Source organism: Rahnella sp. PD4, assembly GCF_049199325.1.
Classification (GTDB): Bacteria; Pseudomonadota; Gammaproteobacteria; order Enterobacterales; family Enterobacteriaceae; genus Rahnella; species Rahnella perminowiae.
On the sequence record NZ_JBLZQF010000002.1, the window covers coordinates 534,906 to 550,641 of the forward strand.

The window sequence follows — 15,736 nt, forward strand, 5'->3', positions numbered from 1 at the left end:
TAATAATTATCTGAACGTACATATAAATGTGATTCACATCACATAAATCAATCAATACGATTAAAAAAGCCGCTCATGTGAGCGGCTTTGTCAGGTTTTGCAGATGCTCTCAGAGCAGCGGTTGGGCCATCTGTACCAGCGAAATCAGCGGTTGCGGGAAGATACCCAGCAACAGCACTAAAATCGCAGAAATCAGCACCACGACACCGCCTGCGGTCAGTGCCCAGTTGTTCGGGGTATCACGTACCAGCGTTTCCGGTGCACTCAGGTACAGGCTCACGGTGACGCGCAGATAGTAATAAAGACCAATCGCAGAACCCACCACTACAGCACCGGTCAGCCACCACAGATGGGCGGTCACACCGGTCGCAATCACGTAGAACTTACCGATAAAGCCCAGCGTCATCGGAATACCGGCCAGTGACAACATCATCACGGTCATCACCGCAGACAGGATTGGCTTATGCCAGAACAGGCCACGGTAAGAGAACAGTGATTCTGCGTCCGGGCCTTTGTACGGGCTGGACATCAGACTGACCACACCGAAAGCGCCGAGGCTGCTGAACAGATAACCGGCCAGATACACACCAACGGTTTCCATCGACAACTGGTGCGTTTGTACCGCAATCAGTGCCACCAGCAGATAACCAAGGTGAGCGATGGAGGAATAACCGAGCAGACGTTTAATGTTGCTCTGGCTGATAGCCATCAGGTTACCGACCAGAATCGAACAGAAGGCAATGATGCTCAGCACGATGCGGATTGATTCACTGTCAGCCACAGGCGCATACAGGAACAAACGCATGACCACCGCAAAGATAGCGATCTTGCTGGCGGTTGCCAGGAAAGTCGAGACCGGTGCAGGTGCGCCCTGATACACGTCTGGCGTCCACAGGTGGAACGGAACCAGCGACAGTTTGAAGCCCAGCCCCACAATCATCATTCCGAGACCGGCCATCAGCAAAGGCTGATGCAGCATTACGCCATCGCCCAGATTTTTGCCCAAAGACGCGAAGGACAAATCACCGGACTGTGCGTACAGCAGCGCCATACCAAACAGCAGGAAAGAAGACGCAGCAGCCGACAGCAGCATGTATTTGATAGCCGCTTCCAGCGAGCGTTTCTGGCGGTAGGCGTAACCAATCAGGCCGAACAATGGCAGGGAAATCAGTTCGATCCCGAGGAACATTGACGCCAGATGGTTAGAACATGCCAGCAGAATGCCGCCCATGGCCGCAATGAGAACTAACAGATAGAACTCTTCGCGGTTGTCCGGATAACCGGCCAGCCAGGGGTAAGCAAACGTACTGGTGGCCAGACTCGCCAGCAAGACCAGACCGATGTAGAACATCGAGTAGCCGTCAACGCGCAGCAGCGGTGTGACATCCTGCGGACCGACCTGCCCGACGTAGTAAAGGGAAAGTAAGGCAACGTTCAGCCCGATGACTGTCAGTGTGGCATTGAGAAAATGGTCGCGTCGCCACGCAATGGACAGCATCACCACCACCACCGTCAATCCGACGATCATCAGCGGTAATAGTGCGATCAGATTTTGAAGTGTAAATGTCATGGCGAGTTACGGCCTTGTCGTTGAAATAGTGGAAACTGAAGACCCGAACCCGTGCTGGATGTTACTCATCGCAGCACTCGAAGTATCCAGAATTGGCTGCGGGAAGATGCCCAGCACCACCAGCAATACCACCAGCAACAGGATGATCGACAGTTCGCGTGAGGTCATACCCTGCAGCGGTTCGTCAGATTTTGCTTTGCCATAGTAAGCGCGCTGCATCATCACCAGTGAGTAAACCGAAGCGAATACCAGACCAAAGGTTGAGATGACAGTGATCACCGGCACAACCGGGAAGCTGCCAAACAGGATCTGGAATTCACCAACGAAGTTACCTGTACCCGGCATCCCTAACGTGGCGACAGCGAAGAACAGAGACAACGCTGGCAGGTATTTAATACGCCCCCACAATCCTCCCATCTGGCGCATATCACGGGTATGCAGACGTTCGTAGAGCTGACCACAAATGATGAACATCCCGGCGGCGGACAGACCGTGTGCAATCATCTGAATGACTGCGCCCTGGTATGCCAGGTGGCTGCCGGTGTAGATAGCAATCAGTACGAAGCCCATGTGCGAAACGGAGGTGTATGCGATCAGACGTTTAATATCGGTCTGGCAGAACGCCATCCACGCACCGTAGAAGATACCAATCACACCCAACCACATAGCAATCGGTGCGAACTGGTGCGAGGCTTCCGGGAACAGCGGCAGACAGAAACGTAACATCCCGTAGGCCGCGGTTTTCAGCAAGATACCGGCTAAGTCAACGGAACCGGCTGTCGGTGCCTGACTGTGTGCATCCGGCAACCAGCCGTGCAATGGCACAACCGGCATTTTCACCGCAAACGCGATAAAGAAACCGAGCATCAGCAGATATTCAACACCGTGCGACATCGGCGTTTTCAGCAGGTCAGCGTAGTTGAATGTCCATACACCAGTGGCGTTGTAATGCACGAACACCAGGCCGAGGATCGCAATCAACATCACCAGTCCGCTGGACTGTGTATAGATGAAGAATTTGGTTGCTGCGCTGATACGTGTTTTACCGTCTGACGCTTTGTGGCCCCACAAAGCAATCAGGAAGTACATCGGCACCAGCATCATTTCCCAGAAGAAGAAGAACAGGAACATGTCGATGGCGAGGAACACGCCGATAACGCCGCCGAGGATCCACAATAAATTCAGGTGGAAGAAACCCTGATATTTCTGGATTTCACGCCACGAACAGAGGATCGCCAGCACACCCAGCAAACCGGTCAGTACCACCATCAGCAGGGACAAACCGTCCAGTGCCAGATGGAAACTGATGCCAAAACGTGGGATCCATGGCAACGAAAACTCGGATTGCCACTGCGGAATCCCCGCAGGCGTCGTTAATGAATATCCTCCCTGCAACCACAATTGCACGGAAAGAGCCAGCGTCAGCCCCATCGCAATCAACGCGATCCAGCGCGGTACTTTGCTCCCAAAGCGCTCAGTCTGCCAGCACAGCAGCCCGCCGATAAAGGGGATAAATATTAGCCAAGGTAATAGCATGGCGTGTCGTTCCCTTCTTTTATGCCCGAAGGCTATTTCACTTGCCGGCCCGTTACGGGAACAGACCGGCATTGATAACTACACCTGGAATGCAGGCTTAAATCACCAGCAGCAGCGCCAGAACGACAACTGCACCGAGCCCCATTGACGCAACGTACCAACGCACCTGGCCGTTTTCGCTGAGAGTCAGACCACGGTTACCCAGACGGGCAAACAGCGCAGGCAGATTCATCATTGAGTTCAGCGGATCACGTTGCAGGAGTTTCGCGACCAGCAGATAAGGTTTCACGAAAATCATGTCGTACAGCCAGTCGAAGCCCCAGGCATGGAACCACCAGGTCGTGAAGAAACGGCCCGGTGCGCTTTTCGCAATGCTGTTGACCAGCGAGCGTTTACCCAGATACAGGGCCGCCGCCAGCAGAATCCCAACAATTGCAATCACGCCTGATGTGATTTCCAGCGTCAGCACACTGCCGTGCGCCAGTTCAGTGGTATCCGGCAGTACGCCTTTCAGTGGCGGAACAATCATCGCGCCAATGAAGGTGGACAGAACCAGTAACACCAGCAGCGGCAGGTGGTGAGTGATGCCTTTACCCGCATGTGCTTTGATTTTTTCTTCGCCATGGAAGACGATGAAGATCATGCGGAAGGTGTACAGCGAGGTCATAAACGCCCCGACCAGACCCGCAACCATCAGATTCAGGTGGCCGTTAGCCAGCGCACCCGCGAGGATTTCATCTTTACTGAAGAAGCCCGCAGTGATGATTGGCAAGGCGGACAGTGCAGCACCGCCGACCAGGAAGCAGATATACACCAGCGGAATGGACTTACGTAATCCACCCATTTTGAAGATGTTCTGTTCGTGGTGGCAGGCCAGAATGACCGAACCGGAAGAAAGGAACAGCAGTGCTTTGAAGAACGCGTGCGTCATCAGGTGGAAGATGGCGGCATCCCACGCCTGAACGCCCAGCGCCAGGAACATGTAACCAATCTGGCTCATGGTAGAGTACGCGAGAACACGTTTGATGTCGGTCTGCACCAGCGCAGCAAAGCCTGCCAGTACCAGTGTTACCGCGCCGATAATGCCCACCAGATGCAGAATTTCCGGTGCCATCAGGAACAGGCCGTGCGTACGTGCAATCAGGTAAACACCGGCGGTCACCATGGTTGCGGCGTGGATCAGCGCAGAAACCGGCGTCGGGCCAGCCATAGCATCTGCCAGCCAGGTCTGGAGCGGAAGCTGTGCGGATTTACCCACTGCGCCACCCAGTAACATCAGGGTCGCCCAGGTGATAGCCGTATCGCCAACGGCCAGTTTCTGTGGTGCCAGGATCATCAGTTCACGGAAGTTCAGGGTACCCAGTTCGCGGTACAGAATAAACAATGCGAAAGCCAGGAACACGTCACCGACACGGGTCACAATGAATGCTTTCATTGCGGCCGCACCGTTTGCCGGATGGGTGTAATAGAAGCCGATCAACAGGTAACTGCACAGGCCCACGCCTTCCCAGCCGAGGTACATCAGCAACAGGTTATCGGCCAGTACCAGAACGACCATGCTGGCGATAAACAGGTTGGTGTAAGCAAAGAAGCGTGAATAGCCTTCTTCACCGCGCATGTACCAGGAAGCAAACATGTGGATGAAGAAACCGACGCCGGTGACCACGGACAGCATGGTCATCGACAAACCATCGAGCGTCAGCGTGACAGGAATATTGAAATCCCCGACCTGCATCCAGTTCCACAGATTCTGGTTAAAGACTTCAACCCCCGCCGCTTTCTGGCTGAGGAAATTGATACCCACATAAAGGGTGGTCAGCGCTGCCAGACCAATCGACCCGACACCTACGGTAGCGGAGGTATTTTCAGACCAGCGACCGCGTGAAAAGGCCAGTAACAGGAAGCCAATCAGCGGGAACAGAATTGTTAAATAGAGTAAGTTCATCCGCGCATCTCACTGACAGTATCAATATTGAGAGTGTGGCGACGGCGATACAGTTGCAGCAGCAACGCCAGACCAATACTGGCCTCCGCCGCAGCCAGGCTGATAGCCAGAATGTACATCACCTGCCCGTCCGCCTGACCCCAGTAGCTTCCTGCCACGATGAACGCCAGCGCCGCTGCGTTGATCATCACTTCAAGGCTGATCAACATAAACAGCAGGTTACGACGAACCAGCAGCCCGGTCAGCCCCAACACAAAGAGGATGGCGGCCAAAATAAGACCATGTTGTAGAGGGATCATGCTCTCTCCTCCGTTTTTCTTTTTGTTGCCATTTCGGTCGTTACCGGTGCGTCACCAAAGACTTCACCTGGTTTGTGTTCACGTCCGATATGGAATGCCACGACCAGACCGGCCAGCAGCAACATTGATGCCAGTTCAACCGCCAGAACGTAAGGTCCAAACAGCGCGATACCGACGGCTTTCGCATCAATCATGTCGCCTTTGATACCGTGAGCATGCAACCCGAGGATTGACATGATCATCACCACCAGCAGGATGACCGACAGAATTGAAGGTCCGATCCAGGTGGCAGGTTTAAGCCATGCACGTTCCTGCTCCTGCACGTTACCCAGGTTGAGCATCATCACCACAAAGACGAACAGCACCATAATGGCACCGGCGTACACGATGATCTCCAGGGCACCGGCGAAATACGCACCGAGCGAGAAGAAAACCGCAGCAATCGCCAGCAGAGAGACGATCAGGTACAGCAGTGCATGAACCGGGTTGGTATGCGTGATCACACGCAATGTCGCCAACACGGCCACCAGGGCTGCAATATAAAATGCAAATTCCATGCTTGCGGCTCCTTAAGGCATCAGACCTTTGACGTTGATCGGTTTGGCTTCGTTTTCAGCTTCGCCTTTCGACTTGCCGTCAATCGCCATACCGGCCATCCGGTAGAAATTATATTCCGGATATTTACCCGGCCCCGAAATCAACAGATCTTCTTTTTCGTATACCAGGTCCTGGCGTTTGAATTCACCCAGCTCGAAGTCCGGCGTCAGCTGAATGGCTGTTGTCGGGCAAGCTTCTTCACACAGTCCGCAGAAAATGCAACGTGAGAAGTTGATGCGGAAGAATTCCGGATACCAGCGGCCATCTTTCATTTCTGCTTTTTGCAGAGAAATACAACCTACCGGACACGCTACGGCACACAGGTTACAGGCAACGCAGCGCTCTTCACCGTCCGGGTCGCGCGTCAGCACGATACGGCCACGATAACGTGGAGGCGGGTTAACCGGAACTTCAGGATACATCTGGGTTTCGCGCTTGGCGAAGGCATGCATGCCTATCATCCACAAGCTGCGAACCTGGGTACCGAACCCGACCACTATGTCTTTCAATGTCATGGTTTCATCACCCCTTATTGCGCGTTGTACAAGATGACCGCAGCGGTCGCCAGCAGATTAAGCAACGTCAGTGGCAGGCAAACTTTCCAGCCAAATGACATCACCTGGTCGTAGCGGGGACGCGGCAAAGCAGCACGGATCAAAATGAACATCACCATGAAGAAAGCAGTTTTCAGCGCAAACCAGATAAACGGCGGCAGGAACGGGCCCTGCCAGCCACCGAAGAACAAAGTGACGATCAACGCCGAGACCGTCACGATACCGATGTATTCCCCCACGAAGAACAGGCCGAATTTCATACCGGAATATTCAATGTGGTAACCATCGGCCAGTTCCTGCTCGGCTTCCGGCTGGTCAAACGGGTGACGGTGGCAAACAGCAACGCCGGCAATCGCAAAGGTCACGAAGCCAAAGAACTGCGGAATGATGTTCCACACATGCGCCTGCGAATTGACGATGTCTTGCAGATTGAAAGAACCCGCCTGCGCCACGACGCCCATCAGTGATAAACCGAGGAAGACTTCATAGCTCAGCGTCTGGGCAGAGGCACGCATTGCACCCAGCAGCGAGTATTTGTTGTTACTGGACCAGCCAGCGAACAACACCGCATAGACGGTCAGACCGGCCATCATCAGGAAGAACAAAATACCGATGTTCAGATCGGCGGCGAACCAGGTCGGACTGACCGGAACGATCGCAAAGGAGATCAACAGGGACGTAAACGCAATCATCGGTGCCAGCGTAAAGATGGCTTTGTCGGTGAAGTTAGGAACCCAGTCTTCCTTGAAGAACATCTTGATCATGTCAGCCACAAGCTGCAGGGAACCGCCCCAGCCGACACGGTTTGGTCCGTAACGGTTCTGGAACAGCCCCAGCAAACGGCGTTCGCCGAAGCTCATGAAGGCCCCGCAAATCACCACGACCAGCAGGATCACGACAGCTTTCAGAATGGCGATCAACGAATCAATCACGACAGGTGTAAACCAGCTCATTGTGCTGCCTCCCGCAGATTTTCAACCGTTGCGCCAACCAGCACCGGCGGAATACCCGGTAAGCCCAGCGGCAGGCCGACCTGGCCCTGGTTCAATGTTTCACTCAGACGAACCGGCAATTTCAGTGTCTGACCGGCACAGGTGAACTCCACCTGTGAACCTGCGTTCACGCCTAACTGTGCAGCATCTGCCGGGTTAACCATCACATACGCCTGTGGCATACGCTGCTGGATCACCGTTGAACGCTGTGTCATTTCCTCACTGCCGAACAGGTGATAATAAGGCGCAACGCGCCAGCTATCGCTCTGTGCGGTAAACGCAGCCGGAATGGCGGTGAAGTATTCAAGACGGGCTTCGCCAGCTTCAATCAGACGTACACCCGGATCGCCGAAGCGCAGGCTGCCACCGACTTCACTCTGGAATTTGTTCCAGGCTTGCGGGGAGTTCCAGCCCGGTGCCCAGGCAAAGGGTATCTGATTGCGGTGGGCTGTCGGACTGTTGTTCCCTTCCATAGAGAAGGCAAACATAGTGTCTTTATCTTGCGGCTGACGCGGCTCGTGCACGCTGATATTTGCACGTGCCGCAGTACGACCACTCGAACGGATAGGAGAACGTGCCAGTTTCTGACCACGAATACGGAAAGTGGCATCAGGCGCAGCTTCAACAATGCCTGTCAGTTGTGGCAACGCAGCAACACACGCCTGAATGACGTGATCCAGTTGCGTCCAGTCAACATGGCGGCTGTTGATGGTGGAATGCAGCGAATGCATCCAGCGCCAGCTTTCCAGCATGGTGATGGTAGTGTCGTAGTAGGCAGGATCGTAAACCTGGAAGAAGCGCTGAGCACGGCCTTCCTGATTCACCAAAGTACCGTCGCTTTCCGCAAAGCTTGCCGCAGGCAGGATCAGGCTGGCTTGATCCATGATGCGCGTGCGCTGATGGTCAACGACCAGCAGGTTCTGCACGTTAGCTAATGCCGCATTCACTTCCGCTTCAGGCGCCTGACGGTAAAGGTCATTTTCCATCACGATGGCGCTGTCAGCTTCACCCCGGGTCAGCAACGCGAGTGCTTCGTCCAGCGAGCCGCCACCAATCATCGAAAGACCGATGCTGTTAGCTGCGGAAGCCACAAAGGTAATACCGACATCGCTGCCTGCACCTTTCAGCGCTTTCGCGATGTTAGCAGCCGCTTCAATGATGGCATCTGAACCGGCGCTTGTACCGGTGATGATCAGCGGCTTGCGTGCACCGGTCAGCGCCTGCACAATCACGTCGATTTTCTTGTTCAGACCATCAGCAAGGTCGCTGACTGCTGGCGCAGAATTATCCAGCGCATGGGCGATAGCAAAGCCGAAACGCGCCTGCTCATCAACCGGGGCGCGGTAATTGTAAGCGGCGATATCGTCGAGCTTCGTGTTATCCACATTGGTGATAAACAACGGATGTTTGGCATGCTGACCGATATTCTGTACAGCCGCGATTTGCCAGTCGGCAACACGCTGAGCCGCTGCCATCGCGCGGGCTTTACCTTTTACAGCCTGACGAACAGACAGTGCGATACGCGCACCGGTCTGGGTTAAATCTTCGCCCAGCACCAGAACGGCATCGTAATCTTCAATTTCACGCAGCGCCGGTGTACGCACACCGCTGTTGCGCAGAATGTTCAGCATCAGTTGCAAACGCCCCTGCTCTGCCGCGTTGATACCCGTATAGAAATTTTCAGCGCCGACCAGCTCACGCAGGGCAAAGTTGCTTTCAAGGCTGGCACGTGGCGAGCCGATACCGATCGTTTTCTTCGCCTGACGGATAATGTCTGCCGCGCCCTGCATCGCCTGTTCAGCGTTAAGTTCGATCCAGTCGTTGCCCCGCAGTTGCAATGGCTTCTTCGGTCGATCTTTGAGGTTCACGTAGCCATACCCGAAACGACCACGATCGCACAGGAAGTAATGGTTTACGGTACCGTTATAACGGTTTTCGATACGACGCAGTTCGCCGTAACGTTCACCCGGGCTGGTGTTACAGCCAACAGAACATTGCTGACAGATGCTTGGCGCAAACTGCATGTCCCATTTACGGTTGTAGCGTTCGGAATGCGTTTTATCGGTGAAAACACCGGTCGGACAGACTTCAACCAGGTTACCGGAGAACTCACTTTCCAGCGGTCCATCTTCCGGGCGGCCGAAATAGACGTTGTCGTGTGCGCCATAAACGCCCAGATCGGTGCCGTCCGCGTAATCCTTGTAGTAACGGACACAACGGTAACAGGCGATACAGCGGTTCATTTCATGAGAAATGAACGGGCCGAGATCCTGGTTGTTATGGGTTCGTTTGGTAAAGCGGTAACGGCGCATACTGTGGCCGGTCATCACCGTCATATCCTGCAGGTGACAGTTACCGCCTTCCTCACACACCGGACAGTCGTGCGGATGGTTGGTCATCAGCCATTCCACAACGCTTTCACGAAATTCTTTCGCTTCGCCGTCATCGATGGAAATGAAGGTGCCATCAGACGCGGGTGTCATACATGACATCACCAGACGACCGCGCGTGTCTTCCGCATTTTGGTATTGCTTAACCGCACATTGGCGACAAGCGCCGACGCTTCCCAGCGCCGGATGCCAGCAAAAATAAGGAATATCGAGGCCGAGAGAGAGGCAAGCCTGTAACAGGTTGTCCGCTCCGTCTACATCGTATTCTTTGCCGTCTACATGAATCGTAGCCATAGTCAGCATGCTTCCACGTGGCCCACTTAGTGGGCGTTAATCAAAAATTCTTGCCGGGTTGGCGTATATCATTCGACAGCGCGTCCCTTGTTCCGGGAATTCGCGCACAGCGGGCTCACGTCCGCTGCCTGTTGCCTTCACTACCAGCGTTCTTTCAGCAGATTGTTTGGCTGAATTCCGCCAATCGCGCGTGCGTTGTTGAAATGCTGTTTGGCGATACCCGCCTCAAACTCTTCCCGGAAATATTTAATCGCACTCTGCAATGGCTCCACGGCACCCGGCGCGTGTGCGCAGAAGGTTTTGCCCGGGCCAAGCTGGCGGCAAAGCTGTTGGAGAGTTTCGATATCTCCCGGCTGGCCTTCACCGCGCTCCAGCGCACGAAGAATTTTCACACTCCACGGCAGACCATCACGGCATGGCGTACACCAGCCACAAGATTCGCGGGCGAAAAACTCTTCCAGGTTACGCACCAGCGGGACCATGCCGATTTCATTATCAACGGCCATGGCCAGCGCAGTCCCCAGACGGCTGCCAGCTTTACCAATGCTGGCAAAGTCCATCGGCAGATCCAGATGATCAGCGGTCAGGAAGTCGGTCCCTGCCCCGCCCGGCTGCCAGGCTTTAAATTTCAGGCCGTCACGCATGCCACCGGCGTACTCTTCAAGGATTTCACGTGCGGTGGTCCCAAACGGTAGCTCCCAGACGCCCGGATTTTTCACCCGGCCGGAGAAGCCCATCAGCTTGGTGCCGGCATCTTCACTTTTGCCCGCCGAAATACCTTTGTACCAGTCCACCCCGTGCTCAAGGATTGCAGGTACGTTGCACAACGTTTCGACGTTGTTGACACAAGTCGGTTTACCCCATACACCGGCAGAGGCCGGGAATGGCGGCTTGGAACGCGGGTTGGCACGGCGGCCTTCCAGTGAGTTGATGAGCGCCGTTTCTTCACCGCAGATATAACGACCGGCACCGGTATGCACAATCAGTTCAAAGTCAAAACCGGTACCCAGGATATTTTTACCCAGCAGGCCAGCGGCTTTGGCTTCTTCGATTGCACGGCGCAGGTTCACAGCGGCTTCAATGTATTCGCCACGCAGGAAGATGTAGCCACGATAAGATTTCAGCGCGAAGGCCGAAATCAGCATGCCTTCCACCAGCAGGTGTGGCATTTGTTCCATCAGCATGCGGTCTTTATAAGTACCGGGTTCCATCTCATCGGCGTTACACAGCAGATAGCGGATGTTCATGCTTTCGTCTTTCGGCATCAGACTCCACTTCAGACCGGTGGAGAAACCTGCGCCGCCACGCCCTTTCAGGCCAGCGTCTTTTACCAGATTAACGATTTCTTCCTGCGCCATGCCTTTGAGGGCTTTTTCCGCACCCACATAACCGTTTTTGCTGCGGTACTCGTCGATCCAGACGGGCTGCTTATCATCACGCATACGCCAGGTCAGCGGATGCATCTCGGGTGTACGTTCAATGTGTCGGGGAATATATGTCATGCGTAACGCTCCAGTAGCGAGCCGATCGCTTCCGGCGTCAGATGGCTGTGCGTGTCCTCATCAATCATCATTGACGGACCTTTGTCACAGTTACCAAGACAGCAGGTCGGCAGCAGAGTAAAGCGTCCGTCTTCGGTCGTTTCGCCCGGCTTAATATGCAACTGTTGTTCCAGTGCGGCCTGGATCCCCTGATAACCGGTGATGTGGCACACCACGCTGTCACAGTAGCGGATCACATGGCGTCCGACCGGCTGACGGAAGATCTGGCTGTAGAATGTCGCCACACCTTCAACATCACTGGCAGGAATACCCAGAACATCGGAGATTGCGTAGATAGCGCCATCAGGCACCCAGCCACGCGCTTTTTGCACGATTTTCAACGCTTCGATAGAGGCCGCGCGGGCATCTTCGTAGTGATGTTTTTCGTGCTCAATCGCTTCGCGTTCAGCGTCACTCAGCACAAATACCGGCGGCGCAACAGGCTCGCTGATATTGATGTACTGAACTTCTGAGTCTTTATTGATATCTGTCATCGTTAGCGGTCCACATCTGACATTACAAAATCGATACTGCCCAGATACACGATCAGGTCGGATACCAGGCTGCCACGGATTACGGACGGGATCTGTTGCAAATGCGGGAAGCTTGGCGTACGGACACGGGTGCGGTAGCTCATGGTGCTGCCGTCACTGGTCAGGTAATAGCTGTTGATCCCTTTGGTGGCTTCAACCATCTGGAAAGATTCTTGCGCAGGCATAACCGGCCCCCACGACACTTGCAGGAAGTGAGTGATCAGGGTCTCAATGTGTTGCAGCGTGCGCTCTTTCGGTGGTGGCGTGGTCAGCGGGTGATCTGCTTTGAACGGACCTTCCGGCATATTTTTGTAACACTGTTCCAGAATGCGCAGGCTCTGACGAAGTTCTTCTACTTTCAGCATCACACGGGAATAGCAGTCGCTGACGCCATCACCGGTCGGCACTTCAAAGTCAAAGTTTTCGTAGCCGGAATACGGACGCCATTTACGCACGTCAAACGGAATACCCGTTGCGCGCAGGCCAGCGCCGGTGGTGCCCCAGGCCAGGGCATCATCTGCGTTATACGCAGCCACGCCTTTGGAACGGCCAATCAGAATGGTGTTTTTCAGCGCCGCTTTAACATAGGAATCCAGACGGGCTGGCATCCAGTCAAGGAATTCACGCAGCAGACGATCCCACCCTTTCGGCAGATCATGCGCAACGCCACCAATACGGAACCAGGCCGGGTGCATACGGAAACCGGTAATCGCTTCCACCAGATCGTAAATTTTCTGACGATCGGTAAAGGCGAAGAACACCGGGGTCATCGCGCCCACGTCCTGGATAAACGTAGAGATGTACAACAAATGGCTGTTGATGCGAAACAGCTCAGATAACATGACACGTATAGTGTTCACGCGGTCCGGCGTCACGATACCGGCGAGTTTTTCAACAGCCAGCACGTAAGGCATTTCATTTACGCAACCGCCGAGATATTCGATACGGTCAGTGTAAGGAATGTAGCTGTGCCAGGACTGCCGTTCACCCATTTTCTCAGCACCACGGTGGTGGTAACCGACGTCAGGCACGCAATCGACAATTTCTTCACCATCAAGCTGCAGGATGATGCGAAATGCGCCGTGCGCAGACGGGTGGTTAGGGCCGAGGTTGAGGAACATAAAGTCTTCGTTGTTGGTACCGCGCTTCATGCCCCAGTCTTCAGGCTTGAAGGTCAGCGATTCCATCTCAAGTTCTTCTTTCTGCCTGGTCAGTTCGTAGGGATCGAACTCAGTGGCACGCGCCGGATAATCTTTACGCAGCGGATGCCCTTCCCAGGTCTGCGGCATCATAATGCGCGTCAGATGCGGGTGGCCATCGAAGGTAATACCGAACATTTCCCATGTTTCACGCTCATACCAGTTAGCATTCGGGAACACTTTGGTGATGGTCGGAACATGAAGATCGTTTTCTGATAATGCCACCTTGATCATGATGTCGCGGTTACGCTCAACCGAGAGCAGATGGTAGAAAACGGAAAAATCCGCGGCCGGTAAACCGTCGCGGTGTGTACGTAAACGCTCATCAAAGCCATGCAAATCAAAAAGCATGACATAAGGTTTTGGCTGTTTTCGTAAAAAGGTAATCGCTTCCAGTAACTGTTCACGCTTGAACCAGACTACCGGAATGCCGGTACGGGTCGCCTGAACAGTAAAGGCCTCTGGCCCAAAACGGTTACGCAATTCGCCGATAACCGGGTCATCGAGATGATCACGGGTATGCCATGCTGGCAGGGCAGAATCTTGCGTCGTCAAATCTGTCATATTTTTTTCACCACACTAAATGGTCATTTATGCCGTAAGGGGGATATTTATACCCCCTCAGGGTTGACTCTCAGACCGCAGTGTTAAATCTCGTCCGGCGAACGCAGATTTGTCACAGCAATACGCTCAGCACGTTTACGCTCTTTTTCAGACTGCATATTCGCGCGGTAAACACCCTGATCGCCAACAACCCATGACAACGGGCGACGTTCTTTACCAATGGACTCCTGCAACAGCAGCAGAGCCTGCATGTAGGCTTCCGGACGTGGCGGACATCCCGGGATGTACACATCGACCGGCAGGAACTTATCCACGCCCTGCACCACAGAGTAAATATCGTACATGCCGCCGGAGTTCGCACAGGCGCCCATCGAAATAACCCATTTGGGTTCCAGCATCTGATCGTATAAACGCTGAATAACCGGAGCCATTTTGGTGAAGCAGGTTCCTGCTATCACCATAAAGTCAGCCTGGCGTGGTGACGCACGCAGCACTTCTGCGCCAAAACGCGCAACGTCATGCACCGCAGTGAATGACGTCACCATTTCGACATAACAGCAGGAAAGACCGAAGTTGTAGGGCCAAAGGGAGTTTTTGCGACCCCAGTTCACCATGCCATGCAGTGACTCCTGGAGATTTCCCATGAAGACGCTGCGTTTAACCTGCTCCTGAAGAGGATCGCCGACGACCTCCTGAGACTGCAGGGGGTAACGGTCGTTCTCACCGTCCGGGTCTATGCGGGTGAGCGTATAGTCCATCTTAATGCCTCGCTATGACTGCTTACTGAGGGTGACTGTTGGTATTAATCGCCGGGCTTGGTTTAACAGGTCCTTTCGAACGTGTTGGTGTCCAGTCGAGTGCGCCAATTCGCACCAGATAGAACAAACCAGCCAGCAGTACCAAAATGAAAATGGTGGCTTCAACGAATCCGGTCCAGCCGCTTTCGCGAATAGACGTTGACCATGCATAGAGATACAAGGCTTCAACATCGAAAATGACGAAGAACATGGCGACCAGATAAAACTTGGCGGAAAGGCGCAGCCGGGCAGTACCGACAGAGGCGATACCTGACTCAAAAGGCGTGTTTTTATAGCGCGCTCTGGCTCTCCCGCCAAGAAACGCGGCGCCCAGTAACATCAGGCAGCACATGCCCATTGCGACGATAAGAAAAACGGCGAACGCCCAGTGTTGAGCGATGACTTCAGTGGCTGTTGACATACTCATTGCTTACTCATCAAAAGTGGCACTTTGGCATCTGCTCTGTAAGGTCGGCAGCTTGCGCACCACATCGATTCAAGGGAAGGATTAAAAACCACACAGTTCACGGCTCAACAAGGGATTAAGCCAGTGATTTGTTGTGGGCTTTTTACCCCTTTCTATAACCTTTTGTCAACTTTGACAAAAGTATCTCCACATTAGTTTACATGCTTATCATTTAATTAACATATCATGCGCCGGAACTTAAGCTAAATCGTGTCAGTTAAATACTGAGATAAAGCATGGGCCTGTGTCGGGAGTGATGACATCTTACGTACTTTACTATTGTCGCAGGAATAGACACCGCTTCCACTCTCTTAATAGGGTTATTTTTTTGATCCATGTCAGAGTTCTGTCAATTTTGAGAGAAAAAAAGCCATACATTTAACAAGTTTTATTGATTTTCAAAAAACGACAAGCGATTTACGGAAAAATTTTATGCTTTTTTTTAACCTGGAAAAGCCA

Annotated in this window: 13 protein-coding genes; all 13 read right to left on the reverse strand. The window is 53.6% G+C overall.

Annotated elements, in window-relative coordinates; translation table 11 throughout:
• Positions 1 to 109: 109 nt before the first annotated feature.
• Complete coding sequence (nuoN, locus tag ACOZIO_RS07025) at positions 110 to 1,570, reverse strand: NADH-quinone oxidoreductase subunit NuoN (protein WP_015696468.1); 1,461 nt, start codon at positions 1,568 to 1,570, stop codon at positions 110 to 112.
• 6 nt (positions 1,571 to 1,576) lie between these two features.
• Positions 1,577 to 3,106, reverse strand: coding sequence for an NADH-quinone oxidoreductase subunit M (nuoM, locus tag ACOZIO_RS07030; protein WP_129952343.1), 1,530 nt, complete (start codon positions 3,104 to 3,106; stop codon positions 1,577 to 1,579).
• A 97-nt stretch (positions 3,107 to 3,203) separates the two neighbouring features.
• Positions 3,204 to 5,051 (reverse strand): NADH-quinone oxidoreductase subunit L, encoded by a 1,848-nt coding sequence (gene nuoL / locus ACOZIO_RS07035; protein ID WP_129991769.1) that lies wholly within the window; start codon positions 5,049 to 5,051, stop codon positions 3,204 to 3,206.
• Positions 5,048 to 5,350, reverse strand: a complete 303-nt coding sequence (gene nuoK, locus ACOZIO_RS07040) for an NADH-quinone oxidoreductase subunit NuoK (protein ID WP_004936014.1) — start codon at positions 5,348 to 5,350, stop codon at positions 5,048 to 5,050. The genes nuoL and nuoK overlap by 4 nt, the downstream gene beginning before the upstream one ends.
• Positions 5,347 to 5,907 carry an NADH-quinone oxidoreductase subunit J gene (gene nuoJ / locus ACOZIO_RS07045; RefSeq protein WP_129952341.1) on the reverse strand — a complete coding sequence of 187 codons (561 nt, stop codon included), beginning with the start codon at positions 5,905 to 5,907 and terminating at the stop codon, positions 5,347 to 5,349. The genes nuoK and nuoJ overlap by 4 nt, the downstream gene beginning before the upstream one ends.
• A gap of 12 nt (positions 5,908 to 5,919) precedes the next feature.
• On the reverse strand, positions 5,920 to 6,462 hold the full coding sequence (nuoI, locus tag ACOZIO_RS07050) for an NADH-quinone oxidoreductase subunit NuoI (protein ID WP_013574596.1): 543 nt from the start codon (positions 6,460 to 6,462) through the stop codon (positions 5,920 to 5,922).
• A gap of 14 nt (positions 6,463 to 6,476) precedes the next feature.
• The gene (nuoH, locus tag ACOZIO_RS07055) at positions 6,477 to 7,454 is read right to left on the reverse strand and encodes an NADH-quinone oxidoreductase subunit NuoH (protein WP_129952340.1); all 978 of its coding nucleotides are present in this window, start codon (positions 7,452 to 7,454) and stop codon (positions 6,477 to 6,479) included.
• The gene (gene nuoG / locus ACOZIO_RS07060; RefSeq protein WP_217139030.1) at positions 7,451 to 10,177 is read right to left on the reverse strand and encodes an NADH-quinone oxidoreductase subunit NuoG; all 2,727 of its coding nucleotides are present in this window, start codon (positions 10,175 to 10,177) and stop codon (positions 7,451 to 7,453) included. The genes nuoH and nuoG overlap by 4 nt, the downstream gene beginning before the upstream one ends.
• Before the next feature lie 140 nt (positions 10,178 to 10,317).
• Positions 10,318 to 11,679, reverse strand: a complete 1,362-nt coding sequence (gene nuoF, locus ACOZIO_RS07065) for an NADH-quinone oxidoreductase subunit NuoF (protein WP_129952338.1) — start codon at positions 11,677 to 11,679, stop codon at positions 10,318 to 10,320.
• Positions 11,676 to 12,212, reverse strand: coding sequence for an NADH-quinone oxidoreductase subunit NuoE (gene nuoE / locus ACOZIO_RS07070; RefSeq protein WP_231576087.1), 537 nt, complete (start codon positions 12,210 to 12,212; stop codon positions 11,676 to 11,678). Before nuoE ends, nuoF begins: the two co-directional genes overlap by 4 nt.
• A gap of 2 nt (positions 12,213 to 12,214) precedes the next feature.
• Positions 12,215 to 14,014, reverse strand: a complete 1,800-nt coding sequence (nuoC, locus tag ACOZIO_RS07075) for an NADH-quinone oxidoreductase subunit C/D (RefSeq protein WP_129991767.1) — start codon at positions 14,012 to 14,014, stop codon at positions 12,215 to 12,217.
• Between the two features lie 83 nt (positions 14,015 to 14,097).
• On the reverse strand, positions 14,098 to 14,772 hold the full coding sequence (locus tag ACOZIO_RS07080; protein ID WP_129952336.1) for a NuoB/complex I 20 kDa subunit family protein: 675 nt from the start codon (positions 14,770 to 14,772) through the stop codon (positions 14,098 to 14,100).
• Between the two features lie 22 nt (positions 14,773 to 14,794).
• A complete protein-coding gene (locus ACOZIO_RS07085) occupies positions 14,795 to 15,238 on the reverse strand; it encodes an NADH-quinone oxidoreductase subunit A (protein WP_129952335.1) in 444 nt (147 codons plus the stop codon).
• Positions 15,239 to 15,736: the final 498 nt, after the last annotated feature.

Excerpts from the sequence above, each read along its gene's own strand:
- nuoN (WP_015696468.1), bottom strand. The coding sequence starts at position 1,570 with ATGACATTTACACTTCAAAATCTGATCGCACTATTACCGCTGATGATC.
- nuoM (WP_129952343.1), bottom strand. The coding sequence starts at position 3,106 with ATGCTATTACCTTGGCTAATATTTATCCCCTTTATCGGCGGGCTGCTG.
- nuoL (WP_129991769.1), bottom strand. The coding sequence starts at position 5,051 with ATGAACTTACTCTATTTAACAATTCTGTTCCCGCTGATTGGCTTCCTG.
- nuoK (WP_004936014.1), bottom strand. The coding sequence starts at position 5,350 with ATGATCCCTCTACAACATGGTCTTATTTTGGCCGCCATCCTCTTTGTG.
- nuoJ (WP_129952341.1), bottom strand. The coding sequence starts at position 5,907 with ATGGAATTTGCATTTTATATTGCAGCCCTGGTGGCCGTGTTGGCGACA.
- nuoI (WP_013574596.1), bottom strand. The coding sequence starts at position 6,462 with ATGACATTGAAAGACATAGTGGTCGGGTTCGGTACCCAGGTTCGCAGC.
- nuoH (WP_129952340.1), bottom strand. The coding sequence starts at position 7,454 with ATGAGCTGGTTTACACCTGTCGTGATTGATTCGTTGATCGCCATTCTG.
- nuoG (WP_217139030.1), bottom strand. The coding sequence starts at position 10,177 with ATGGCTACGATTCATGTAGACGGCAAAGAATACGATGTAGACGGAGCG.
- nuoF (WP_129952338.1), bottom strand. The coding sequence starts at position 11,679 with ATGACATATATTCCCCGACACATTGAACGTACACCCGAGATGCATCCG.
- nuoE (WP_231576087.1), bottom strand. The coding sequence starts at position 12,212 with ATGACAGATATCAATAAAGACTCAGAAGTTCAGTACATCAATATCAGC.
- nuoC (WP_129991767.1), bottom strand. The coding sequence starts at position 14,014 with ATGACAGATTTGACGACGCAAGATTCTGCCCTGCCAGCATGGCATACC.
- ACOZIO_RS07080 (WP_129952336.1), bottom strand. The coding sequence starts at position 14,772 with ATGGACTATACGCTCACCCGCATAGACCCGGACGGTGAGAACGACCGT.
- ACOZIO_RS07085 (WP_129952335.1), bottom strand. The coding sequence starts at position 15,238 with ATGAGTATGTCAACAGCCACTGAAGTCATCGCTCAACACTGGGCGTTC.